20 protein-coding genes and 1 pseudogene are annotated in these 23523 nt (G+C 44.5%); 5 read left to right on the plus strand and 16 right to left on the minus strand.

Translation table 11 applies throughout. From position 1 onward, the window contains the following. Position 1: 1 nt before the first annotated feature. Genes ABXT60_RS07810 through ABXT60_RS07825 form a run of 4 tightly spaced genes read right to left on the minus strand, consistent with a single transcriptional unit; the run spans position 2 to position 3699 of the window. Positions 2-736 carry an MlaA family lipoprotein gene (locus tag ABXT60_RS07810; RefSeq protein ID WP_443629593.1) on the minus strand — a complete coding sequence of 245 codons (735 nt, stop codon included), beginning with the start codon at positions 734-736 and terminating at the stop codon, positions 2-4. 37 nt (positions 737-773) lie between these two features. Further along, positions 774-1517 carry a DnaA regulatory inactivator Hda gene (gene hda, locus ABXT60_RS07815; RefSeq protein ID WP_443629594.1) on the minus strand — a complete coding sequence of 248 codons (744 nt, stop codon included), beginning with the start codon at positions 1515-1517 and terminating at the stop codon, positions 774-776. Further along, positions 1514-2578 carry an AI-2E family transporter gene (locus tag ABXT60_RS07820; protein ID WP_443629595.1) on the minus strand — a complete coding sequence of 355 codons (1065 nt, stop codon included), beginning with the start codon at positions 2576-2578 and terminating at the stop codon, positions 1514-1516. Before ABXT60_RS07820 ends, hda begins: the two co-directional genes overlap by 4 nt. 17 nt (positions 2579-2595) lie before the next feature. Beyond that, complete coding sequence (locus ABXT60_RS07825; RefSeq protein ID WP_443629596.1) at positions 2596-3699, minus strand: DUF2066 domain-containing protein; 1104 nt, start codon at positions 3697-3699, stop codon at positions 2596-2598. Between the two features lie 200 nt (positions 3700-3899). Here ABXT60_RS07825 and purM point away from each other — a divergent pair, with 200 nt between their 5' ends. The 4 genes from purM (at position 3900) to ABXT60_RS07845 (ending at position 7779) form a co-directional block, all read left to right on the plus strand. Next, positions 3900-4946 (plus strand): phosphoribosylformylglycinamidine cyclo-ligase, encoded by a 1047-nt coding sequence (gene purM / locus ABXT60_RS07830; RefSeq protein ID WP_443629597.1) that lies wholly within the window; start codon positions 3900-3902, stop codon positions 4944-4946. A gap of 20 nt (positions 4947-4966) precedes the next feature. Beyond that, entirely contained in the window at positions 4967-5632 is a 666-nt protein-coding gene (gene purN / locus ABXT60_RS07835; RefSeq protein WP_443629598.1) for a phosphoribosylglycinamide formyltransferase, read from the plus strand. Between the two features lie 36 nt (positions 5633-5668). Beyond that, entirely contained in the window at positions 5669-6406 is a 738-nt protein-coding gene (locus tag ABXT60_RS07840) for a DUF3108 domain-containing protein (RefSeq protein WP_443629599.1), read from the plus strand. 110 nt (positions 6407-6516) lie between these two features. Next, positions 6517-7779 carry a TolC family protein gene (locus ABXT60_RS07845; protein WP_443629600.1) on the plus strand — a complete coding sequence of 421 codons (1263 nt, stop codon included), beginning with the start codon at positions 6517-6519 and terminating at the stop codon, positions 7777-7779. A gap of 84 nt (positions 7780-7863) precedes the next feature. Here the strand turns inward: ABXT60_RS07845 and dcd are convergent, their stop codons facing one another. From dcd to trmA, 3 genes are read right to left on the minus strand one after another with little or no spacing between them, the layout of a single operon-like run. Further along, entirely contained in the window at positions 7864-8448 is a 585-nt protein-coding gene (dcd, locus tag ABXT60_RS07850) for a dCTP deaminase (RefSeq protein ID WP_443629601.1), read from the minus strand. 5 nt (positions 8449-8453) lie between these two features. After that, the gene (apbC, locus tag ABXT60_RS07855; RefSeq protein WP_443629602.1) at positions 8454-9281 is read right to left on the minus strand and encodes an iron-sulfur cluster carrier protein ApbC; all 828 of its coding nucleotides are present in this window, start codon (positions 9279-9281) and stop codon (positions 8454-8456) included. Positions 9282-9291: 10 nt separating this feature from the next. Next, complete coding sequence (trmA, locus tag ABXT60_RS07860; RefSeq protein ID WP_443629604.1) at positions 9292-10410, minus strand: tRNA (uridine(54)-C5)-methyltransferase TrmA; 1119 nt, start codon at positions 10408-10410, stop codon at positions 9292-9294. A gap of 194 nt (positions 10411-10604) precedes the next feature. On the opposite strand from trmA, the pseudogene metG reads away from it, so the two are divergent. Beyond that, positions 10605-12275 (plus strand): annotated as a pseudogene (gene metG / locus ABXT60_RS07865) (methionine--tRNA ligase); the annotation flags it as partial. 86 nt (positions 12276-12361) lie between these two features. Here metG and sucD read toward each other — a convergent pair. From sucD to sdhC, 9 genes are all read right to left on the minus strand, one after another. Continuing rightward, positions 12362-13237: a succinate--CoA ligase subunit alpha gene (sucD, locus tag ABXT60_RS07870; protein ID WP_443629605.1), complete on the minus strand. Its 876-nt coding sequence runs from the start codon at positions 13235-13237 to the stop codon at positions 12362-12364. Beyond that, positions 13234-14403 carry an ADP-forming succinate--CoA ligase subunit beta gene (sucC, locus tag ABXT60_RS07875; RefSeq protein ID WP_443629606.1) on the minus strand — a complete coding sequence of 390 codons (1170 nt, stop codon included), beginning with the start codon at positions 14401-14403 and terminating at the stop codon, positions 13234-13236. The genes sucD and sucC overlap by 4 nt, the downstream gene beginning before the upstream one ends. Positions 14404-14444: 41 nt before the next feature. Then, positions 14445-15887: a dihydrolipoyl dehydrogenase gene (gene lpdA, locus ABXT60_RS07880; RefSeq protein ID WP_443629607.1), complete on the minus strand. Its 1443-nt coding sequence runs from the start codon at positions 15885-15887 to the stop codon at positions 14445-14447. 63 nt (positions 15888-15950) lie between these two features. Continuing rightward, the gene (gene odhB, locus ABXT60_RS07885; protein ID WP_443629608.1) at positions 15951-17174 is read right to left on the minus strand and encodes a 2-oxoglutarate dehydrogenase complex dihydrolipoyllysine-residue succinyltransferase; all 1224 of its coding nucleotides are present in this window, start codon (positions 17172-17174) and stop codon (positions 15951-15953) included. Positions 17175-17224: 50 nt separating this feature from the next. After that, a complete protein-coding gene (locus ABXT60_RS07890) occupies positions 17225-20062 on the minus strand; it encodes a 2-oxoglutarate dehydrogenase E1 component (protein WP_443629609.1) in 2838 nt (945 codons plus the stop codon). A 158-nt stretch (positions 20063-20220) separates the two neighbouring features. Then, complete coding sequence (locus tag ABXT60_RS07895; protein ID WP_443629610.1) at positions 20221-20925, minus strand: succinate dehydrogenase iron-sulfur subunit; 705 nt, start codon at positions 20923-20925, stop codon at positions 20221-20223. An 11-nt stretch (positions 20926-20936) separates the two neighbouring features. Next, positions 20937-22712 carry a succinate dehydrogenase flavoprotein subunit gene (gene sdhA, locus ABXT60_RS07900; protein ID WP_443629611.1) on the minus strand — a complete coding sequence of 592 codons (1776 nt, stop codon included), beginning with the start codon at positions 22710-22712 and terminating at the stop codon, positions 20937-20939. A 3-nt stretch (positions 22713-22715) separates the two neighbouring features. Then, complete coding sequence (gene sdhD / locus ABXT60_RS07905) at positions 22716-23063, minus strand: succinate dehydrogenase, hydrophobic membrane anchor protein (RefSeq protein WP_443629612.1); 348 nt, start codon at positions 23061-23063, stop codon at positions 22716-22718. Continuing rightward, a complete protein-coding gene (gene sdhC / locus ABXT60_RS07910) occupies positions 23057-23434 on the minus strand; it encodes a succinate dehydrogenase, cytochrome b556 subunit (protein ID WP_443629613.1) in 378 nt (125 codons plus the stop codon). Before sdhC ends, sdhD begins: the two co-directional genes overlap by 7 nt. Between the last annotated feature and the right edge of the window lie 89 nt (positions 23435-23523).

A 23523-nucleotide genomic window follows, 5' to 3' on the forward strand; every position in this document is an offset into this window, starting at 1 on the left:
GTTAAAAATCATCAAAATCGTCATCATCAGGCGGAGCACCATCTTTAATAAGGTGTTCTCTACGCTGCAAGTAGGCCTCACGAATAAAAGTATAAGGGTCTCCGCTCATCAATGAGTCAAAGTTACCCAGCTGGTACCTAAGGTCTATCACTTGCAAAACAGATATATAGAAATTATTTGCAACTGGGTCATAACGGCGAATGGGGCTGGCGCTTATATCAATCACTATGGCACTGGTGTCTCTTAATGTACTAGGGCCAAGGAGAGGTAAAACCATATAGGGGCCTGAGCTAACACCCCAGTAGCCTAGGGTTTGGCCAAAATCCTCTGGCTCTTGATAGATCCCTAGATTAGAGGCCACGTCGATAACACCTCCTAAACCTAGGGTGCTATTAATTACTAAGCGGCCAACATCCTTGGCAGCTTTTTTAGGCTTAAGTTGCAAACTGTGGTTTAAAAAGTTACTCATTTCACTTAAGTTTGAAAAAAAGTTACTCACACCTTTAGTTACTACACTGGGTGTGACGTCTTCGTAAACGTTAACTACTGGCAGCAAAATTTTCTGGTCTACTACATCGTTCAATGCATAGACCTTGCGGTTAAAATTTTCATACGGATCTCTAGGATCTGAGCTAACGTCAGTAGACGATGCAATAGGTGCACTCGAACATGCACTTAACATTGTTAAGCTTAGTGTCAAACCCACTGTTAAACCCATTTTTAAACGCCCTAACATGTTCTTCTTCCTTTTTTTTGTAAACTCTTTCTTTGTCCTACCACGCCATGACCTGCTTGATAAACGGAATAGTGATCCGTCTCTTCTCTAGCCAAGAGGCTGAGTCTAATAAATCTAAAACTGCCAACACATTCGTCAGGCCCCGTGGGCTTCGTGAAAAAATATAGGCCACTTGCTCGTCCGTTAATTGCAAACCTTTTTGCTTAGCTTTAGCTTTTAATAATTGCCTACTGGCCACTTCATCCAAGGCATTTAATTGAAAAACATTAGCTAACTGTAATCTCGAGCGCAAATCGTTAAGTGAGCAGTTTATTGTTCTAGGGTTTGATTTAGCTGACATCACAAGGTGATTACCTTGCTGCATTAACCTATTGTACAAATGAAACCAGGCCTGTGCCCAGTGACTATCAGCAACCAAGCAATCTATATCGTCAACACATACTAAAAAATTATGCTCTAAGCCCACTAGATAATCATTGGCTTGACGCGCTGGTATTTGCATTAACTCACTGCAGCTTATGTAGACCGCTTCCTGACCCATTTCTTGAGCTTTAAGCACGCAGCCTTGCAATACATGGCTTTTACCCACACCTTGAGCACCAAATACATAAACACTGTCAGCCTGCTCATTGAGCATCAGCTGATCTAGCGTTGGAGGCAATGCGGGTGCACCACTAAAGCTAAAGTTACTCAACTGTTGCTGAGCATTTAAAGTGACACCTAACATAAGTTGCTCAGAGCCACGCTGCCCAAATGTGTTGGTTACAACATTAGACGTCATTCACTATCCCGCTGACCATACAATGAGCTTTTGATATAGCCCTCATGAAGATTGCGCAACAATACCATAATCACAGCAGCGATTGGCAAAGCTAACAAAATACCCATAAACCCAAATAATTGACCACCTGCTAAAATTGCAAATATGACAGCCACTGGATGCAAGCCAATACGATCACCTACAAGAAGTGGAGTTAGTACAAAGCTCTCTACCATTTGCCCTATAACAAACACTGCAACCACGAGAGTAAGTGGCACGTACCCGTCAAACTGAAAAAAGGCAATAACCATGGCGACTGCAATACCAACAACAAAACCTAAGTAAGGCACAATACTGGCTAGGCCAGCCAATATACCAATTAATAATGCGTAATTTAAGCCCACCGCACTAAGCCCTAGTGCATATATTACGCCCAAACTAAACATGACTAGCAGCTGGCCTCTCATAAATGCGCCCAAAACATCATTACTCTCTGACGCCAGCGCACTAACACGGGGTTGAGCGCTAATGGGCAACAAAGCCTTGATGCGCGCTGTAAGAAGATCAAAATCCCTCAACATATAAAATGCCACCACAGGAACCATGGCCATAGAGCCTAGGGTAGAAATTAAACTCATACTCGATTGTGTAGCATATTGAACCACGCGAGAAATTACCCCGCCTGTTTGTTTCCACTCAGCAGAGAGTCCTTCAGTAACTAGGTCTAAGTTCATGCTTTTAACATCTACACCTAAATTTGACTGCAACCACGGTAACAAAGCGGCATTATACCAGACCTCAATAGTGGGTATCATTTGTACTAAGGTCTGAATCTGCTTAATCATCAAAGGCACAACAACCAATATTATGGCCGCCAACACCAAAATTAACACTACAAATACAATTATCGTTGCAATTGTTCTGCTACATCCTCTGGCTTCTAAACGATCAGCAAAGGGATCTGCCAAGTAGGCGATGCCAATACCTACAACAAACGGCGTAAGCACAGGCTGAAGTAAATAGAGCAACGCTGCTACAATAGCCCCTACAAAAAACAACAACCCTGTCTGAGACTGCGTCATTAGATACATTCCTTATATTAATTCCATTGATAGTGCCATAAAGGACTACTATCAGCGTCCTCCTTGGCATCCATCTTGTCTACAGGTTTTAATCGTCGTTTAAGATCAACAACTGATTTAACTTGAGCTAGATGAGATTGAGCAAATATTCTAAACTCTAATGTAGCGCCACTGGCACTGCGCAGTTGTACCCCTTGAATACCAGCAATGCCCTGCAACATTGCACGTAATTCAACATAGTCCTCAAACTGGGTCACCTGATCTACTCGCAATATAGCAATTTTAGTGTCGTCATCAATTGATGCTTTAATAGCAGTGGCCAAGGCGAATTTTGCTACTAAACTGGATGACAAACGGTCTTGTAAAGGGTCTATTAAAGTGGCTAAGTCCGTGCCTTCAGAAGACCACTGCTGTTCAACTTCGTCCAGCCAAAAATTCCACTCCACCCGCCACAGCTTTTGACTATCTTGGAACATACGACCAACTAATACGGCGTCAGCTTGATAACGGCTGGAGGCGCTTTTAATCGTATCTCTAAACAGCCCCCATAGGGCCCCAGCATTGATAGCAACTTGGTCTTCTAAATCTAATAACGGCCATAATAACGGCATACCTCGTTGTTCTGCTTGCTGCATGATTTGTGCCACCATAGGGTGGCTATCATCACTAACAATCTGGCGAGTGCCCTGGGTATCTTCCACCAACCAAACTAAGATTGCTGCACGATCAGCTCCCCAAATGGGGAGCCCAGAGTCAGCAATTAGTCGATTAACCTGTAACGCATCAAAGGCTAACTCTATCACCGCTTGCGGCTTACCGTCAGCTAATTGAGTGGTAAAGGAAAAGCGCTGCAAGTAATCGTCTGCGTCTACTAGCGCAGTGCGTATGCGCGGGTTATTTAAGCTCTTTGTTTGTCCCGTCACTTTAACCAACACTTGACTAAGGCCCACCTTTTTCGCCCTCATCAGCTGTGCTTGGGATTGGTCTTCCACGGCAACCTCGGCACTATAGAGGCCTTCTACAGTGACACTAAATGCTGGGGAAGCCAACAACAGTAGCAGCAACCCAGAACTTATTTTCCATAATGACTTAGCCACTATTTTTTGCAATATTAATGTCATACAGTATCTTTGGTTATTATTGGATTAGGTATTTTGCCAGTCTAAAGTAAATCTCCCTAACTATAATCAATATGTGTCAGTGCTGCCAGCAACAAAAGTACAAAAAACCTCTAAACTTCCACTATAAGCAGGTGATGAAACATCGGGAGACGTGGTAAAATAAGGCATTCTAACTAAACGACTAAGGTCACCCCCCTGCTATGAGCACTGAAGCCCCTACCCATTCCCTAAGCTATAAAGATGCTGGTGTTGATATCGATGCAGGTAACGCTCTTATTGAACGCATTAAAGGTGTCGCTAAGCGCACCCGTCGCCCAGAAGTAATGGCTGGCCTAGGCGGTTTTGGAGCACTGTTCGAGCTACCCAAGGGGTATGACGAGCCGGTACTTGTATCTGGCACCGATGGCGTCGGCACGAAGTTAAAATTAGCTTTAGAACTTAACCGTCATGATCATATCGGTATCGACCTTGTGGCTATGTGTGCTAACGATTTAATTGTTGCCGGTGCAGAACCATTATTTTTCTTAGACTATTACGCCACTGGCAAGCTAGATGTAGACATTGCAACACGCGTAGTAACCGGAATTGGTGAAGGCTGCGAACTTGCAGGTGCCTCTTTAGTGGGTGGTGAAACAGCCGAAATGCCAGGCATGTACGAAGGTGAAGATTATGATCTTGCTGGTTTCTGTGTAGGCATCGTAGAAAAGAGCAAAATCATAGATGGCAGTAAAGTTGCTTCAGGAGATGTGCTGATCGGATTGCCAGCCTCGGGCCCACACTCTAATGGTTATTCCTTAATTCGCAAAATTATTGACGTGAGCAAAGCCGATTTGCAACAGGACATTGGTGGTGTCAGTTTAGGTGAAGCCCTAATGGAACCGACCCGTATTTACGTAAAAGCTTTGCTAGAATTGTTTAAGCAAGTAGATGTAAGGGCTTTATCCCATATTACTGGTGGCGGTTTACTAGAGAATATCCCTCGCGTATTACCAAGCGACAGTGTAGCTGTAATTGATACTCATTCATGGCTGCAACCTGCAGTATTTAAGTGGTTACAAACTAATGGTAATGTAACTGATACTGAAATGTACCGCACATTCAACTGTGGCGTAGGCATGGTGATTGTAGTGGCTGAAGAAGACCAAGCCAAAACCATAGCATGCTTAACTAACGCCGGTGAACAACCGTGGGTTATTGGCCATATTAAACAAAATAATGGCTCTGAAGACGCTGTTATTATGCGTTAATTTAACGCTTGGATACTTAAATGCATGAACCATCCTTACAACAGATACCCCGCCTTGTGGTGCTCATATCTGGCAGTGGCAGTAATCTGCAAGTACTGATTAACGCCATTGCTGATGGCACTATTGCTGCTACTATCGAACTAGTTATTAGCAACAAACAAGAAGCTATGGGCTTAGCCAGAGCGAATAGAGCAGGTATTGCGACTCAAGTCATTAACCACCTTGACTATGGCAGTCGTGAAGCATTTGATCGTGAGTTAATGCATGCCATAGATGATAAACAGCCAGACCTTATAGTTTTGGCTGGTTTTATGCGCATTTTTACGCCCGAATTAACCCATCGTTACGAAGGGCGTATGCTTAACATTCACCCTTCGTTGTTACCCCTGTTTAAAGGCACCAATACCCATGAGCGCGCTCTAGAAGCAGAGGTGGAGCAACATGGAGCCAGCGTGCATTTTGTTTCGAGTGAACTTGATGGTGGGCCTATTGTCATACAAGCATTGGTTCCTGTGCTAAACATGGATTCACCCAGCATATTAGCTAGTCGGGTTTTGGTACAAGAGCATATTATTTACCCTATCGCTATAAAGTGGTTTTGTGAGGGACGTCTAAAACTTCACAACAACACCGTATTAATGGATGGCCATAGCTTACCTACTCAGGGAATGCCGTTCCAATGTTAAAGTGAGAGCTTGATATTCATATCTCAAGGAAGTGCAATGTCATATGTGAAGCAAACTTTGTTTAATGCTACTAGCCTAGCCGGTCTATTCCTGGTGTTATTATGGAGTAGCAACAGCATAGCTGAGCTGCGCACTTTTCAAGCCATTTACACCAGCCAGTGGGACTTGGGCATCAGCCTGTCAGGCAAGGCAAAACGCAGCCTAGTTAAGAACAGTGATGGCAATTATCGCCTCACTACAGAAGCCAGTGCAATGATTGCTTCCCTCACTGAATCTTCATTATTCAGCCTTTTAGATGATCAACTTCAACCTATCCATTACAGCTACCAGCGAAAAGTTTTTAACAACAAGCGTAACGTAGAAGTGGCATTCGACTGGCCAAACAAAAAAGTTAAGAACACCGCAGAGGGGTCTTCCTGGCTGATGGATATCGTGCCACACACGTTAGATAAACAAAGTGTGCAGTTACGCTTGCAGCTTGACTTGGCAATCACCCCAGTAGTTGAGGGACAAATTTATGCCTACGAGGTAGCTGATGGTGGACTACTTAAAACCTATCGCTTTATTGCTGATGGTGAAGACCTCATTGAAACAGCCTTGGGCACGTTTAAGTCTGTGCGTATTAAGCGTGATAGAGGTGAGGATACTGACCGAGAAACATGGATTTGGTTTGCGCCAGAACTGGACTATACCATTGTCCGCATTGTGCAAAAAGAAACTGACGGCAAACGTTACCAACTCAATTTGACCCATCTAAACTGGCTAGAACGTTAATCAGAACGTCCCTCCGCACTTTATTGTGCAAAGCTTAGTAAAGCTATTAGCGCACAGCCACTGATTTAGTTACACTCCTTGGCTAGAAATAATTTAATTAAGGATCTATCTTGGCTTCTTCACACCGTATTGCTGCTTTTATCTTAACCGCCACCACAGCCATAGGTAGCCACGCCAGCCAATTTCAAGATCTGTTTCAACTCGCACAGGCTAACGACCCTAGCTACCTCGCTGCCCAGCACACGCTTGAATCTAAACTACAGATCATCCCGCAAGCCAATAGTGCACTTAGTCCACAAATAACGGGAAAGCTTAATCAAAATTTAGCTTTAGATGCACGCTCCAACAGTCACAGTTATGGTGTGCAAGTGGCCCTGCCCTTAAGGCTAGATGCATACTATGGCATGAAAGTGGCGGAGCAAATTGCTGCTGGGGCACGCATTAGCTTCGAAAAAACCCATCAAAATCTTATTTTTTCTGTTATTGAACGTTATGTAGCGGTGATCAAACAACAGCACCAACTTTTTTCAAGCATGGCTGAGGTGACTGCTATAGAACAGCGTTTAAAACAAACTCAGCAACAAGTTGATCTAGGCATTACTAGTATTATTCAGCTGCAAGACGTAAAAGCCAACTTTCAACAATTACAGGTAAACCTGCTACAGGTTAGGCAAAACCTAAGCTTAGCTAGGGCTAATCTTGAGAATTTAACCAACCAAGCATTACCAGAGCAGCTTCCTGCCCTAGGCAGTGGCTTTAGTGCCGACAGCCTAATCACTACTAACTCTCTAGAAAATTGGTTTGTTTTGGCACAGGATAATAATCTTGACCTTGCTAACAATAGTTCTGCCACTCGACAGGCATTCCATAACTACCAGGTCAAGGATGTAAGTATGTACCCTACTGCAAATGTCACTGTGGCAAAGAATTACAGCAGCGCTATGGGTGATTCACAAACATTCTCTATCGGGGTGTCAGGCACTTTTTATGACGGTGGTCTTAACCAAGCCCAAACCAAAGAGGCCAAAGAAAGCTGGCATGCTGTTGAACAGCAAGGCCAAGCCCTGCTGAAGGCCACACAACAAGAAGTTAGGCGCTGGCATCAAGCCCTTGATACGAGTCGCCAACAAATTCAAGCGTTGGCGCAATTAGATAAAGCAGTGCAAGCATCTTTAGCAGGAAAGAATACGGAGTACGAATTGGGCTTGAGAGACCTCAGTGATATTCTAGATGCTGAAAAACTAGTATTTTCTGCACAAAGAAACTGGGCAAATGCACGCCTTGATTTAGTTCTAAACCAATTGCGCCTCAAAAAAGCCAGCGGCCTTTTAAGCCGTGATGACCTTACTCAATTGGACCAATGGTTTAACTAATTGTAGCAGTCAGTGCAGTGACCTGCCGGTTAGTGTAGATTGACTTTTAAGACGCTAATAGACCATATTGTCTATTAGCCATACCTAGGCGTCTTGGTCAATACGGCTTGCTAGCGCGCTTTGTTGATGTTTGTATTTAGCGTCGGGCCTTTTATTGTATGGCCTAAGTGATGGGCTAGAGAGCGTTTCAAAATTGATCGCACCAATAGTCATATTAGGTTTTAACGCCAAGGGCAGCTTGCCACTGTTAAAACACTCTAGCACAATAGCACCACTCCAACCGGGGTCAATACGATGTGCTGTAACATGAACCATAAGCCCTAATCGTGCTAGCGAAGAGCGCCCATCTAACCAGCCGACATGGTCATCAGGAATAGTGATCGACTCTAATGTGACGGCTAGTGCCAACTCACCAGGGTGTAGAAAAAAGCTCTCACCTTCCTCAACAACAATCTCTTCACTCATAATGGCTTCAAGGGTACTGTTTATCTCTTCGCGGCTAGCGCTTACGTCTACAAACGCACGAGCATGGTCCTTAAACACACGAAAGCTATTGCCTAATCGCAGGTCTACACTGACTCCCGTAATAACGCTATCGTCAGGCCGTGGTTCAATGCCAATTTTGCCACTATTTAAAGCGGCGATAATGTCTTTATCACTTAAACGCATGAGATTTAATCTTCATCTATACTAATACTAGGCATGGATTGGCTAGTCACATCAAGCTTTGACACTAGTGAATGGGCCAACTTTACATAGGTATGGGCCGCCGCTGATTGCGGCTCAGCGACCACCGTGGGTGTTCCTCCATCAACAAGCACCCGAATAGCCATGCTCAATGGTAAGCTGGCAAGCAAGTCAGTGCCATACTCTTGGGCCAGTGCTTCACCGCCGCCAGCACCAAAAATTGCCTCTTCATGATTGCATTGGCTACACACATGAGTGCTCATATTTTCCACAATGCCTAACACGGGTACTTTTACCTTATTAAACATTTCTATACCCTTGCGGGCATCTAGCAATGCTAGGTCCTGTGGAGTGGTCACAATCACTGCACCAGACACTTGCGCCTTTTGACACAAGGTTAATTGTATATCACCAGTGCCAGGAGGCATGTCAACAAACAAGTAATCCAACTCCCCCCAATTTGTTTGTAATAGCATCTGCTGCAATGCACCTGCTGCCATTGGGCCACGCCAAACCATAGGCGAGTTGGCATCTACTAAAAAGGCCATAGACATGACACTTACGCCATGAGCTTGAATAGGCACAAACCACTTCTCTTCCATCGTTTCTGGGTGGCTGCCTTCAGCAATTCCCAACATTAAACCTTGGCTGGGGCCATAAATGTCAGCATCTAAAACACCAACTTTAAAACCCGCTTTAGCCATGGCTAACGCCACGTTAACTGTGGTTGTCGATTTACCTACACCGCCCTTGCCAGAAGCTATGGCAACGATGTGTTTGATGTTTTGAAGGCCTTCTGGTCGTGTGTCGCTCATTAGATATATCCTATGAATTACGTTTATGCAACACCACACCGCATTCGGTATGATGGGTATATGGAAACTGGTCAAATAAAGCCAAGCGTTTTAGCACGTGAGTTTGCTTGAGTTCTTGTAAGTTTTCTAGCAAGGTGTCCGGGTTGCAAGAAATGTAAACCACCTGATCAAATTGCTGCACTAATGCTAACGTTTCTTGGTCTAACCCTGCTCTGGGCGGATCGACTAAAATAGTGCCAAAATTAAAGCTGCTTAAATCTACATCAGCTAAGCGCCTAAAGGCACGCACACCCGCCAAGGCTTGAGTCATTTCTTCGCTGGACAGACGCACAATAGTGACATTATCAATGCCATTTTCAATCAGATTAACATGGGCGGAGTTAACCGAAGACTTAGCAATTTCGGTGGCCATTACTTTGCGAAACTGTGCGGCTAAAGGCACAGTGAAGTTGCCATTACCACAGTACAACTCCAACAAATCTGGTTTATCCATGGGGCCAAAACGCTCGACATTTTCACAAGCCCAAGAGATCATTTTTTCATTAACACCCGCATTAGGTTGAGTAAATGCGTTCTCTACCTGCTGATAATGATACTTTCGCCCTCGCACTTCGAGAGTTTCCATAATGTAGCCAATACCCAACACATGCTTTTGTTTTCGCGCTCGACCAATAATATTAATACCCAGTTCAATACGCAGGGCGTCAGCAAGAGCTAACCAATCATCTCCTAGTTGCTTATGGTACAAAAGACTGACAAGAACTTCACCACGTTGGCTGCTTAAAAAATCTATTTGGAATAACTTTTTACTCAACACAGGCGACGCTTTAATGCCTGCCAGTAGGGGTATCATTAGGTCATTTATTGGCTCACTGGCTTGAGGAAAAGACTCTATGCGAATGGGCTGATATTTATTACCTGGTGGAAACATAGCATAAAATAAGTCATCCCCCTCGTGCCACATACGAAATTCTGCCCGCATGCGATAATTTTCTGGCTTAGATGAGAATACGTCTAACACAAGGCCTGAGGCAAAACTGCCTAACTCATCAAAGCGACGCCTAATCTGTTCACTTTTAGCGTCTAGTAGGGCTTGGTATTGTTGCGGTTCTATAGGCTCAAGTGCCACAAACCTGCTCCTTAAACTGGGATCTGTTATTAGTGTGGATTATAGCAGGGCAAACGGGCATAAACATATAATCCTGCACTCTTAGAGGAGAAACTATAGGCGTACAGTCCAATGTTTTGTACAATGGTGGCCGAAACATCAAATCCACTAGTTTGCGCTCCATTTAGCGCCCTTAAGACACTTGAATCTAACCCATGACTACTACTCGCGAAATACTTGTAACCAGCGCATTACCTTATGCCAACGGCTCTATTCATCTTGGCCATATGCTGGAGTACATTCAAACTGATATCTGGGTGAGATTCCAGCGTCACACTGGCAATAGCTGCCACTATGTATGTGCAGACGATGCACATGGCACAGCGATTATGTTGCGTGCCGAACAAGAGGGTATTACATCCGAACAGTTAATTGCCAAGGTACAAGCAGAACACGAGCAAGATTTTAGTAATTTTAATGTTTCTTTTGACAACTTTTATTCAACTCACTCCCCTGAAAACCGTGAATTCTCAGAATACATTTATAGAGCCTGCGAGGCCAAGGGCCATATTGCTTCACGAACTATTACGCAAGCTTTCGACCCAGAAAAGCAATTATTTTTGGCTGACCGATTTATTAAAGGCACCTGTCCAAAGTGTAAAACAGAAGATCAGTATGGCGATAACTGTGAGTCTTGCGGAGCCACCTACTCTCCGTCTGATTTAATTAATCCTAAATCAGCGATTTCTGGCGCAACACCTATTCAAAAAGACTCCACTCACCTATTTTTTAAACTTCCAGACTTTGAGGAATTGCTGAAGCAATGGACCCGAAGTGGTAGCTTACAGAGTGAAATCGCTAATAAACTAGCTGAATGGCTAGATTCTGGCCTACAGGAGTGGGACATCAGCAGAGATGCACCCTATTTTGGTTTTGAAATACCAGGTCAAAAAAATAAGTTCTTTTATGTATGGTTAGACGCACCAATTGGCTATATGGCTAGTTTCAAAAACTTATGCGATCGCACAGAAAAACTGGACTTTGACCATTATTGGAATAAAAACTCAAATACTGAGCTGTACCATTTTATTGGTAAAGACATTATAAACTTCCACGGTCTTTTTTGGCCTGCTATGTTACATGCTGCTGACTTCCGCACACCTACGGCTGTTTACGCACATGGTTTTTTAACTGTGAATGGCCAAAAAATGTCTAAGTCTCGTGGCACTTTTATTAAAGCCGGTACTTATTTACGCCACCTTAACCCAGAATATTTGCGTTACTATTTTGCAGCCAAACTCAATAACAAAGTTGATGACATAGACTTAAACCTAGAAGATTTCGTACAACGAGTCAATTCAGACTTAGTGGGTAAGGTGGTGAATATTGCCAGCCGCAGTGCGGGCTTCATTAGTAAGAAATTTAATGGTCAACTTAGTAGTGCTGTAAGTGAAGCCGAATTGCTTAATGCATTTTCTAATGAACAATATGCCATAGCAGACTATTACGAAAACCGTGAATTTGGCAAAGCCATAAAATCTGTAATGGCATTAGCAGATCAAGCCAACCAATACATTGCTGATAAAGCACCATGGGTGTTGGCAAAACAAGAAGGTTCTGAACAACAGGTTCAGGATATTTGCTCCACGGGCCTTAACATGTTCCGTATGTTAATGATTTATTTAAAACCTATTTTACCCATTATGACGCAAGATGCTGCTAGATTTCTTAATGATAACCTTGCTTGGTCAGGACTAAATACGCCCCTTGTTGGCCATAGCATTGAGAAATTCAAACCACTCATGACCCGTATTGAGGGTATTCAAATAGAAGCGATGTTAGAAGATTCCAAGGTAGAAGTGGCTAAAGAGCTGGCACTCAAAGAAAAACAAGGCTAAGTGCCTAACTCTTTTCATAAAGATACAAAAAGGCCACCCTAAGGTGGCCTTTTTTATGGCATTAGGTCAAGAGCTTAGCTCCAGCCAGTCACTTCTTTTAGCGCTTTACCGATATCAGCAAGAGAACGAACAGTTTTAACACCTGCATCCTCTAAGGCAGCAAATTTTTCGTCTGCCGTACCTTTGCCACCAGAAATAATGGCGCCAGCATGGCCCATACGCTTACCAGCAGGTGCAGTAACACCAGCAATGTAAGACACAACAGGCTTAGTCACATTAGCTTTAATGTAAGCCGCCGCTTCTTCTTCTGCAGTACCGCCAATTTCACCAATCATAACAATGGCTTCAGTCGCTGGGTCTTGTTCAAATAACTCAAGCACGTCAATAAAGTTAGTACCTGGAATTGGGTCGCCACCAATACCTACACATGTAGACTGTCCATAACCAGCGTCTGTGGTTTGCTTAACAGCTTCATAAGTTAAGGTACCTGAACGAGACACTATGCCAACCTTGCCTGGCAAATGAATATGGCCAGGCATAATACCGATTTTACATTCACCAGGAGTAATTACACCAGGGCAATTGGGGCCTACTAAACGTACTGCGAGTTGGTCGCAAATTACCTTACATTCCAACATATCTAAAGTTGGAATACCTTCAGTGATGGCAACAATAAACTTGATACCTGCATTAGCAGCTTCAAGTATTGAGTCCTTACAAAAAGCCGCAGGCACATAAATAACAGAAGCCTCAGCACCAGTAGCTATAACCGCTTCATTGACAGTGTTAAATACAGGCAGGCCCAGGTGAGTGGTACCTCCTTTTCCTGGAGTTACGCCGCCCACCATTTGAGTGCCGTATTCAATGGCTTGTTCAGAGTGAAAAGTACCCTGACTACCGGTAAAACCTTGGCAAATAACCTTAGTGTCTTTGTTAATTAAGATACTCATGCTTCACCTCCAGCTGCAGCAACCACTTGTTGAGCTGCACCACTTAGGCTCGTAGCAGCAATAATATCAAGGCCACTTTCTGCCAGCTTTTGACTACCTAATTCAGCATTATTACCTTCCAAACGAACAACTACAGGCACGTTTACACCAACTTCTTTCACGGCACCTATAATGCCCTCAGCAATCAGATCACAACGTACAATCCCACCAAAAATGTTCACCAATACCGCCTTAACCCGCTCGTCAGACAAGATGATCTTAAACGCCTCAGTCACGCGCTCTTTGGTTGCACCGCCCCCTACGTCCAAAAAGTTAGCTGGGAAACCACCGTGCAAAGCAACAATGTCCATGGTTCCCATTGCTAAACCTGCACCATTAACTAAACAACCTATAGTGCCATCTAGAGCAACATAATTTAAGTCCCAAGAAGCGGCATGAGCTTCACGCTCATCGTCTTGACTTGGATCATGCATCGCTTGAATGTCTTTGTGACGGTAAACCGCGTTGCTGTCAATCACAACCTTAGCGTCTAAACAGTGTAAATCACCTTGCTCAGTCACTACCAAAGGGTTAATTTCTAATAAGGCTAGGTCTTTATCTTGGAACAACTGCGCCAAACCAATAAATATTTTAGTAAACTGACCAACTTGCTTACCCTTAAGGCCTAACTTAAACGCTAGCTCACGCCCTTGGTAGGGTTGAGCTCCAGTTAACGGGTCAATCTCTGCCTTCAAAATCTTTTCAGGAGTCTCTTCAGCCACCTGCTCAATTTCTACGCCGCCCTCGGTCGACGCCATAAATACAATACGCTGACTACTGCGATCTACCACAGCGCCAAGATAAAGTTCTTGTGCAATATCTGTGCACGGCTCAATATAAACCTTCGAAACAGGCTGGCCATCAGCATCTGTCTGATAGGTAACCATTCGGTTACCTAACCACTTGTTAGCAAAATCTGCAGCTTCCTTTTTAGACGAAATTAATTGTACGCCGCCCGCTTTACCCCGGCCACCCGCGTGAACTTGGGCTTTAATTACCCAGCGATCGCCTGGAACTTGATCCAGTGCCGCCATGGCTTCTTCTGCTGTATCTACGGCGATACCGCTAGATACGGGCAAGCCGTACTGGGCAAACAACAGTTTGCCTTGATATTCATGAAGATTCATTATGTTGCCTGTTTACTTAAATTTAAATTTAACCTAACTACTTATTTTCTCTTTTTCCTATTGGCCATGTGAATAGCATGGCCATCTACGGCTAGGGCAGCTTCGTGAACTGCTTCGCTCAATGAAGGGTGAGCAAACACTGTCAGCGCAAGATCCTCAGCACTGGAGCCAAATTCCATCGCAATAACGGCCTGAGCAATAAGTTCAGACGCGTTACCACCAAGAATATGACAACCTAAAATACGGTCTGTTTGCGCATCAGCAATCAACTTCACAAAACCTTGAGTGTCGTTTGCGGCCATGGCGCGGCCGGAAGCTGCAAATGGAAACTTACCCACCTTAATTTCGACACCTTCAGACTTTAGTTCCTGCTCTGTTTTACCAACCCAAGCCATTTCTGGATGGGTATAAATCACCCAAGGAATACAGTCATAATTAATCAAAGCTTTATTGCCTGCAATGATATCTGCAACCATCATGCCTTCTTCAGAAGCCTTGTGAGCTAACATAGGGCCACGAACAACGTCACCAATAGCATATACCCCAGGAGCATCTGTTTTACAGCGTGAGTTAACATGAACATATCCTCGTTCATCAAGCCCTACGCCAGAATCTGCTGCCAACAGGCCTTCAGTGTACGGTTTACGACCTACAGCAACAATCAACTTGTCGAATGTTAGTGTCTCGGAGTCGCCATCGGCCTTTTTAACGGCGACTTTAACTTCGTTATTGACAACTTCAGTCCCAGTAACTAGTGCACCAAGGCGAATATTCATGCCTTGCTTCTTTAAACACTTAGCCGCTTCCTTGGATAAATCCTTATCAGCTGATCCTAAAAATGTGTCCATTGCTTCTAATACAACAACATCACTACCCAAGCGTTGCCATACTGTACCCATCTCTAAGCCAATAACGCCAGCACCAATGATACCTAAACGTTTTGGTACTTCACGAATATTTAGTGCGCCCACGTTATCTATAATAATATCGTCAATTAACGGTGCTGGCGGAATAGTTACCGCTACAGAACCAGCAGCTAATATGACACTGCCCGCTTTAACTTCACTGACGCTGCCATCAGCAGCAGTCACCTTTACCATACAGTCTTTTTGTAGCTGGCCCATGCCGTGAATTAAGGTCACACCATTAGCTTTAAATAACCCAGCCACACCCATAGTGAGGTTGCTAACAATGGCATTTTTACGCGCCAACATGGCAGCCACGTCCATGGTTACTTCACCTGTATTGATACCATGAACTTCAAATTCGTGTTTGGCATCATGGAATTTATGAGTCGAGTCCAGTAACGCCTTTGATGGAATACAACCTACATTTAAGCAGGTTCCGCCTAATACTGGAGCACCTTTATCACTGGTCCATTTTTCTACACAAGCTGTCTTTAACCCCAGTTGCGCAGCACGGATTGCGGCGACATAGCCACCAGGACCGCCACCAATAACGACCAAATCAAATTCTTGGGACATAATATTTTCTCAGATTTTTAGCCCGTGTTGGATCACAACGCAGACTTAGGTTAATACGCAGGCTTATATCTCAAGCAATATCCGCGCTGGATCTTGCAGCAATTCCTTAATGGTAACTAAGAACTGTACTGCTTCCTTGCCATCAATCATTCTGTGATCATAAGACAAGGCTAAATACATCATTGGGCGAATGACCACTTGGCCATTCTCTGCTACCGGGCGGTCCTGAATTTTGTGCATGCCTAAAATGGCAGTTTGTGGCGGGTTTAAAATTGGCGTTGATAGCAAAGATCCAAAAATACCACCGTTTGTTATAGTGAAGGTTCCACCCTGCATTTCTGCTAAAGTAAGCTTGCCATCTTTGGCTTGTGTGGCCAACTGCACTATACCCTTCTCAATATCAGCCAAGGTCATCGCTTCTACGTCACGCAACACAGGTACGACCAAACCTCGTTCTGTAGACACAGCAACACTAACGTCTTGGTACGCATGGTATACCATATCGTTGCCGTCTAACGAAGCATTCACTGCTGGATAACGCTTGAGAGCTTCTGCTGAGGCCTTAACAAAGAACGACATAAACCCTAAACGAGTGCCGTTGTGAGCTTTCTCAAACTGCGCTTTATACTGACTACGCAGCGCCATAATAGGCGACATATCAACTTCGTTGTAGGTGGTTAACATTGCTGCTTCGTTTTGCGCAGAGACCAAGCGCTTAGCAATAGTTGAGCGCAAGCGAGTCATTGGCACGCGCCTAGACGTGCGGTGTTGAGGGCCAGAAGACGGGGCCACTGTTTCGTTAACAACAGGCGCTGGTGCTGCGGGTGTTGGAGTTGCAACTGGAACAGGAACCGAGGTTACAGTCTCTGGATTCTTCAAGTAATTGAGCACGTCTTCTTTTAACAAACGCCCACCTTTACCCGTACCTGTGACCTTAGTTGCGTCCAAATTATTTTCATGGAGCAATTTGCGTACAGCAGGGCCACTCACATCAAGCTGATCTGCATTAGATGAGGGTGCGTCTTGTGCTTCGGGTAATTCTGCTCCCGCACCTGCAGTAAACCTAGCAATCACTTCATTACTCATCACTGTGCTGCCTTCAGCAGACATAATTTCGGACAAGCTACCATCAGCAGGTGCAACGACTTCCATTACTACTTTATCGGTCTCAATATCAACGATCAAGTCATCTCGCTTGCAGGCCTCCCCCGGTTGCTTATGCCAGGTAGCAATAGTGCCGTCTGCCACAGACTCAGGAAAAGAGGGGGCTTTAATTTCAATAGACATGGTTTATCTCTTTACTCTAATGATTGGTAGGGTTTGCTCAATTAACCCGTTCATGATTCTAATCCCAGTGCTTGGGCAACTAAGTAACGCTGTTCTTCAAGATGCACAGACATATAACCACATGCCGGTGCTGCCGAGGCAGGCCTTGAAGCTACGATCAATTCTAATTTAGGACGGCCTATCTGTATAACTTTACGCATGTGATGCTGGCTACAGTACCAAGCACCCTGATTTAGGGGCTCTTCTTGACACCAAACCACGAGATCTAAATTAGGGTACTGGGCTAATACATTGCCTAAATGCTGTTCAGGAAATGGGTACAACTGCTCAACGCGAACAATCGCTACATGATCTAATTTGCCTAAACGGCGCTGTTCAAGCAAATCATAGTAAACCTTGCCACTAGTTAGCACCACACGCTTCACCGCTGCCTTATTAAGGCCATCTACGTCATCAATAACATTTTGAAACTCACCCTTGGCCAGATCATCCAAGTTAGAGATAGCCATTTTATGGCGTAACAAACTTTTAGGCGACATCACCACTAATGGTTTACGCATAGGCCTGATGACCTGACGGCGGATTAAGTGAAATATTTGCGCAGGTGTAGTAGGCACACATACTTGAATATTATGCTCGGCACACAACTGTAAGAAACGCTCTAAACGAGCCGAAGAATGTTCTGGACCTTGGCCTTCATAACCATGGGGTAGCAACATGGTTAAACCGCACATCCTTCCCCACTTATGCTCACCACTGGTTATAAATTGGTCAATAACCACTTGAGCACCGTTGGCAAAGTCACCGAACTGCGCTTCCCATACCACCAGACCCTCAGGTGCAGTAGATGCATAGCCATACTCGAACGCTAAAACAGCTTCCTCAGATAACAAGGAATCAAAAATAGTAAATTCTGGTTGATGTGGTGATAGATTACGCAGAGGAACATAAGCACCACTGCCCTTTTGGTCATGCAGTACAGCATGACGATGGGAGAAAGTACCGCGGCCAACATCCTGCCCAGTTAGACGAATAGGGTACCCTTCTTCTAACAGCGAGGCATAAGCCATAACTTCAGCAAAACCCCAGTTAATTTCTGCCGCGCCCGACGCCATTTTTAAGCGGTCATCAAGAATCTTCTTCACCTGACGCTGCACTACAAAACCTTGAGGCACCTGATCTAGCCGCTGACCCAGGTCCTTTAACATATCAGAAGACACTCGTGTGTCACCCAATGCTGTCCACTCATGGTCTAGGTATGGCTTCCAATCTACAAAGGAGCTTGTGTCTGGGGTTGTAACCAATGCATTGGCAACATGTTCACCATTATCAAGCGCATTACGATAATCATTTTGGCAAGCAATAATGTCTGCGGCTGAAAGAACACCTTCTTTAAGTAATTGTTGACCGTACAGAGTAGCCACTGTTTTTTTGGCTTTGATCGCGTTGTACATCAATGGTTGTGTGCCTGATGGCTCATCTGCTTCATTGTGACCACGGCGACGATAGCAGACGAGGTCAATAACCACATCGCGTTTAAATTCATTACGGTAATCTAACGCCAATTCTGACACAAACGCTACCGCATCAGGGTCATCACCATTAACATGGAAAATGGGTGCGTCGATAAATTTTGCTACATCCGTGCAGTAAGGGGTACTGCGAGCATCTTCTTTCTTACTTGTGGTAAATCCCACTTGGTTGTTAATGACAATATGCACCGTACCTCCCGTTTTAAAGGCACGGGTTTGGGACATTTGTAACGTTTCCATGACAACACCTTGGCCTGCAAAAGCGGCGTCACCATGTAAACAAATAGGTAATACAGTATCACCTTCAGTATCATTCCGGCGATCTTGACGAGCTCGTACCGAACCTTCTACTACTGGGTTAGCAATTTCTAAATGGGAGGGGTTAAACGCTAAGGCCATGTGCACCTCTCCACCAGGCGTGTTCACATTGGTTGAAAAGCCTTGGTGATACTTAACATCACCTGAGGTGTTTAAAGGTCGTTTACCCTCAAACTCTTCGAATAAATCAACGGGATTTTTGCCAAAAATATTAATCAACACGTTTAAGCGGCCACGGTGAGCCATACCAATAACAATTTCTTTAGCCTTATTACTGCCTGAGCGCTGGATAATGTTATCCAGCATTGGGATAAGCGTTTCGCCACCTTCAAGGCCAAAGCGTTTGGCACCAGAAAAACGAGACGCAAGGTATTTCTCTAGGCCTTCGGCAGCCATTAAACGCTCAAAGATATGACGACGTTTCTCAGGTGTATGGTTTGGATGACTGCGTACTGACTCCACCCGCTGCCTAATCCACAGCTTTTCATCAGTATTTACAATGTGGCTATATTCACAGCCCACGGTTGAACAGTATGTTTCTTCAAGCCCAGCAATAATTTCTGACAAAGGCATTTCGTCTTTGCCCAAGTAGGATGCGCCCACTTGGAATACAGTGTCTAAGTCTGCTGCAGAAAGCTCATGGAAATGTAAATCAAGGGTTTGGATGACTTCTTTTGGTTTAAGCTCTAAGGGGTCTAAGCTAGCCACCTGGTGGCCATGCACGCGATAGGCATTAATTAGCCGCACAACTCTAACTTGCTTGCGTTCGTGTTCACTACTTAAGGTAGAAGTTTGTACTGGGTGAGACTTACTTTGATTTTTACCTAAAAGAACAAAGTGTTCTTTTATTGTAGAGTGAGGTATATCACCACTAATTGTGTCTGGCACTCGAGGGAGTTGATCAAACTCTTGCCGCCATTGCTCTGGAACTGCATTGGGGTCACGTAAATAAGTTTCATACATTTCTTCAATGTACGCAAAATTGCCGCCAGAGAAATGAGACTCTCGCCTCTGCTGCTCCATTACGCTGTCATGCATTCAGTATCACCGGTTTCTAATTGTGGTCAAACTTAACCAAACACGCCTAGTATAACCTGTAATGCGCCATATGGTTAAGCTACAAAGCTAAATTTTACTAAAGATATTAGCACTCAAGGCCTTTAAACAATGGCCCTGAGCTTATTGACTGCTGAAAATTAGGTAGCTCTGGTTAACAACATGTTGCGGATATGCCCAATAGCCTTGGTAGGGTTTAGGCCTTTAGGACAAACAGTGACACAGTTCATAATGCCATGACAACGAAACACACTAAAGGGATCGTCTAAATCAGCTAAGCGCTCTTCTGTAGCAGTATCACGGCTATCAGCCAAGAACCGATAAGCTTGTAGCAAACCAGCTGGACCTATAAATCGATCAGGGTTCCACCAAAATGAAGGGCAGGCTGTTGAGCAACATGCGCATAGAATACATTCATATAAACCGTCTAGTTTTGCACGCTCTTCAGGCGACTGTAGGCGTTCAATACCTGGAGCCGGCGTGTCATTCAACAGGAACGGCTTAACCTTTTTATATTGCTTATAAAACTGATCCATATCAATCACCAGGTCACGAATGACTGGTAACGCCGGTAATGGGCGCAACGTTAGCTTGTTATTTTTCACCACTTTCGAAAGAGGCGTAATGCAAGCTAAACCATTGGTACCATTAATGTTCATACCGTCAGAGCCACACACTCCCTCTCGGCAAGAGCGGCGATAAGCAAGGCCGCGGTCCTTAATTTTCAACAAATTAAGAACATCTAATACCATTAGATCTTTACCGCCAGTATCAATCTGAAAGTCCTGCATATAAGGCTTCGCATCAAGCTCTGGATGGTAGCGATAAATACTCACTGTTAACATATCACTATTCCTTAATAAGTACGGATTTTAGGTGGAAATGCATCCATGGTTTTGGGTGAAAAGTTCACATCTCGTTTCCCAAGACGCTCTTCAGTAGGATAATAAACTGAATGCTTCAGCCAATTTTCATCGTCACGTTCAGTAAAGTCATTTCGTGCATGAGCTCCACGACTTTCTTTGCGCTGTTCTGCAGAAATTGCCGTCGCAAATGCCACCTCAAACAAGTTTTGCAATTCTAACGCCTCTATACGGTCAGTATTAAACGCACCCGTTTTATCTTGCAGATGCAGGTTGGCTACTTTAATGCGTAATTCCCGCAGCAACTCCAAGCCTTTTTGCATACTTTCGCCTTCGCGGAATACACCAAAATATAACTGCATAGTCTTTTGAAGCTCTTCACGAACTTCAGCAATACTCTCACCGGATTCAGAACGGTTAAGGGTGTTCAAACGCACCATAGCGGCATCTACGTTAGCTTGGCTTGCCGCTTCAGCATGGTAGCCTTCACGCATTGATTTTTCAATTTGAATACCTGCTGCTCGACCAAAAACAACCAAATCTAGCAAGGAGTTACCACCTAAACGGTTAGCACCATGCACTGACACACAGGCGGCTTCACCACAGGCATATAGGCCTTCAATAATTCGAGTTTCTGATTCTGATTCTGGGTAGAGCACCTGACCACCAATATTAGTTGGCAGCCCCCCCATCATGTAATGACACGTAGGAACTACTGGCACCGGTTCAAAAATTGGATCTACATGAGCAAAGGTTCTCGATAACTCACATATACCAGGCAATTTACTTTCTAGTACATCTTCACCTAGGTGATCTAGCTTCAAAAGCACATGGTCACCGTTGGGGCCGCAACCACGACCTTCTAAAATTTCTAGCACCATAGACCGAGCGACCACATCACGGCCAGCTAAATCTTTGGCATTGGGCGCATAACGCTCCATAAAGCGCTCGCCGTCCTTATTGATAAGGTAGCCACCCTCACCGCGGCAACCTTCGGTCACTAAAGTGCCAGCCCCTGCAATGCCCGTAGGATGGAACTGCCACATTTCCATGTCTTGCACAGGTAAACCCATACGCAATCCCATAGCCACACCATCACCGGTATTGATTAATGCGTTAGTAGTGGATTGATATATACGCCCAGCACCCCCTGTCGCAAGCACAGTTGCCTTGGCTTCAATGTAAACGGTTTCACCTGACTCGATGCAAATGGCAACTACACCAACAATGACACCATCGTCATTTTGCACCATGTCTACAGCAAACCATTCATTTAAAAAAGTAGTTCCGCCTTTTAAATTACCCTGGTACAAGGCGTGTAATAGTGCGTGGCCGGTGCGATCTGCAGCTGCACACGTACGCGCTGCTTGGCCACCTTCACCAAAATTCTTAGACTGACCCCCAAAAGGACGCTGGTATATGCGACCTTCTTCAGTTCGAGAAAAAGGCAGACCCATGTGGTCTAACTCAAACACGGCCTGCGGTCCAACACTGCACATATATTCGATGGCATCTTGGTCACCAATATAATCAGAGCCTTTGACAGTGTCATACATATGCCAGCGCCAATCATCGTTGGGATCATTACTTGCAATTGCACAAGTAATGCCACCTTGGGCAGACACTGTATGAGAGCGCGTAGGGAAAACTTTAGTAATACATGCGGTCTTTAAACCCGCCTCAGTAAGCTGCAATGCGGCTCGCATTCCAGCACCACCACCACCAATAACAATGGCTTCATAGGACATTTTACGTAAGATGTTTGTCATGACTTATAGGCCCCAAAGCAACTGAACACCCCAAATGGTGTAAATGAACATTAATAAACCCACTACCATTTGGAATGCAAAGCGCAGAGCAAAATGCTTAAGGTAGTCGGTAGAAATAGACCAAAGACCAATCCAACAATGAGCACCCAATGACAAGAGCGCCATCAAACTAAAGATACGCATGCCAGTGTTGTCAAATAAAGCCTGCCATTGGGCAAAAACTATTTCTGGGTTGAGCAGCAGGTAAACCACCATAAAAATAGAATAAGCTGCCAGTATCACTGCGCTAACGCGCTGCACTAACCAATCGGAGAGGCCACTTCTGCCATAACTTGTAACGGTGGTTACCATACCCAAACTCCTGCCAATATAGCCAATATAACGGTTAAGCCAATAACAAACTTTGCTGCGTTGTTGGCCGCTTGCAGCTCTTCACCATGGCCTAAATCCATCACTAGGTGCTTTATACCTGCACTAAAATGAAAACCCAAGGCGGTTAAGAGCCCCCAGGTTATGAACTGAGCAAAAAAGTTTTCTTGCAGTAAGGTTTGTGAAGAAGTAAATCCTGAAGCTCCCTCTAATGAGGTATCAAATAAGTTAAACAGAAATATCAGGCCCACAAACAAAATCACGCCAGAAATTCGGTGGCAAATGGAAACCATAGAAATTAAAGGGTGTGTGAATGTGCCTAGGTCGAGATTAACGGGTCTTTTATCGCTCACGGTAAACTACTCTTGGCTAAAAAAAATGAGTTGGATTAGGTCATGGAACACTACGCTAATAAGACGCTCTCATAGCTGTAAACGTCACG

The sequence above is a fragment of the Candidatus Njordibacter sp. Uisw_056 genome (assembly GCF_047730085.1).
Taxonomy (GTDB): domain Bacteria; phylum Pseudomonadota; class Gammaproteobacteria; order Pseudomonadales; family Balneatricaceae; genus Njordibacter.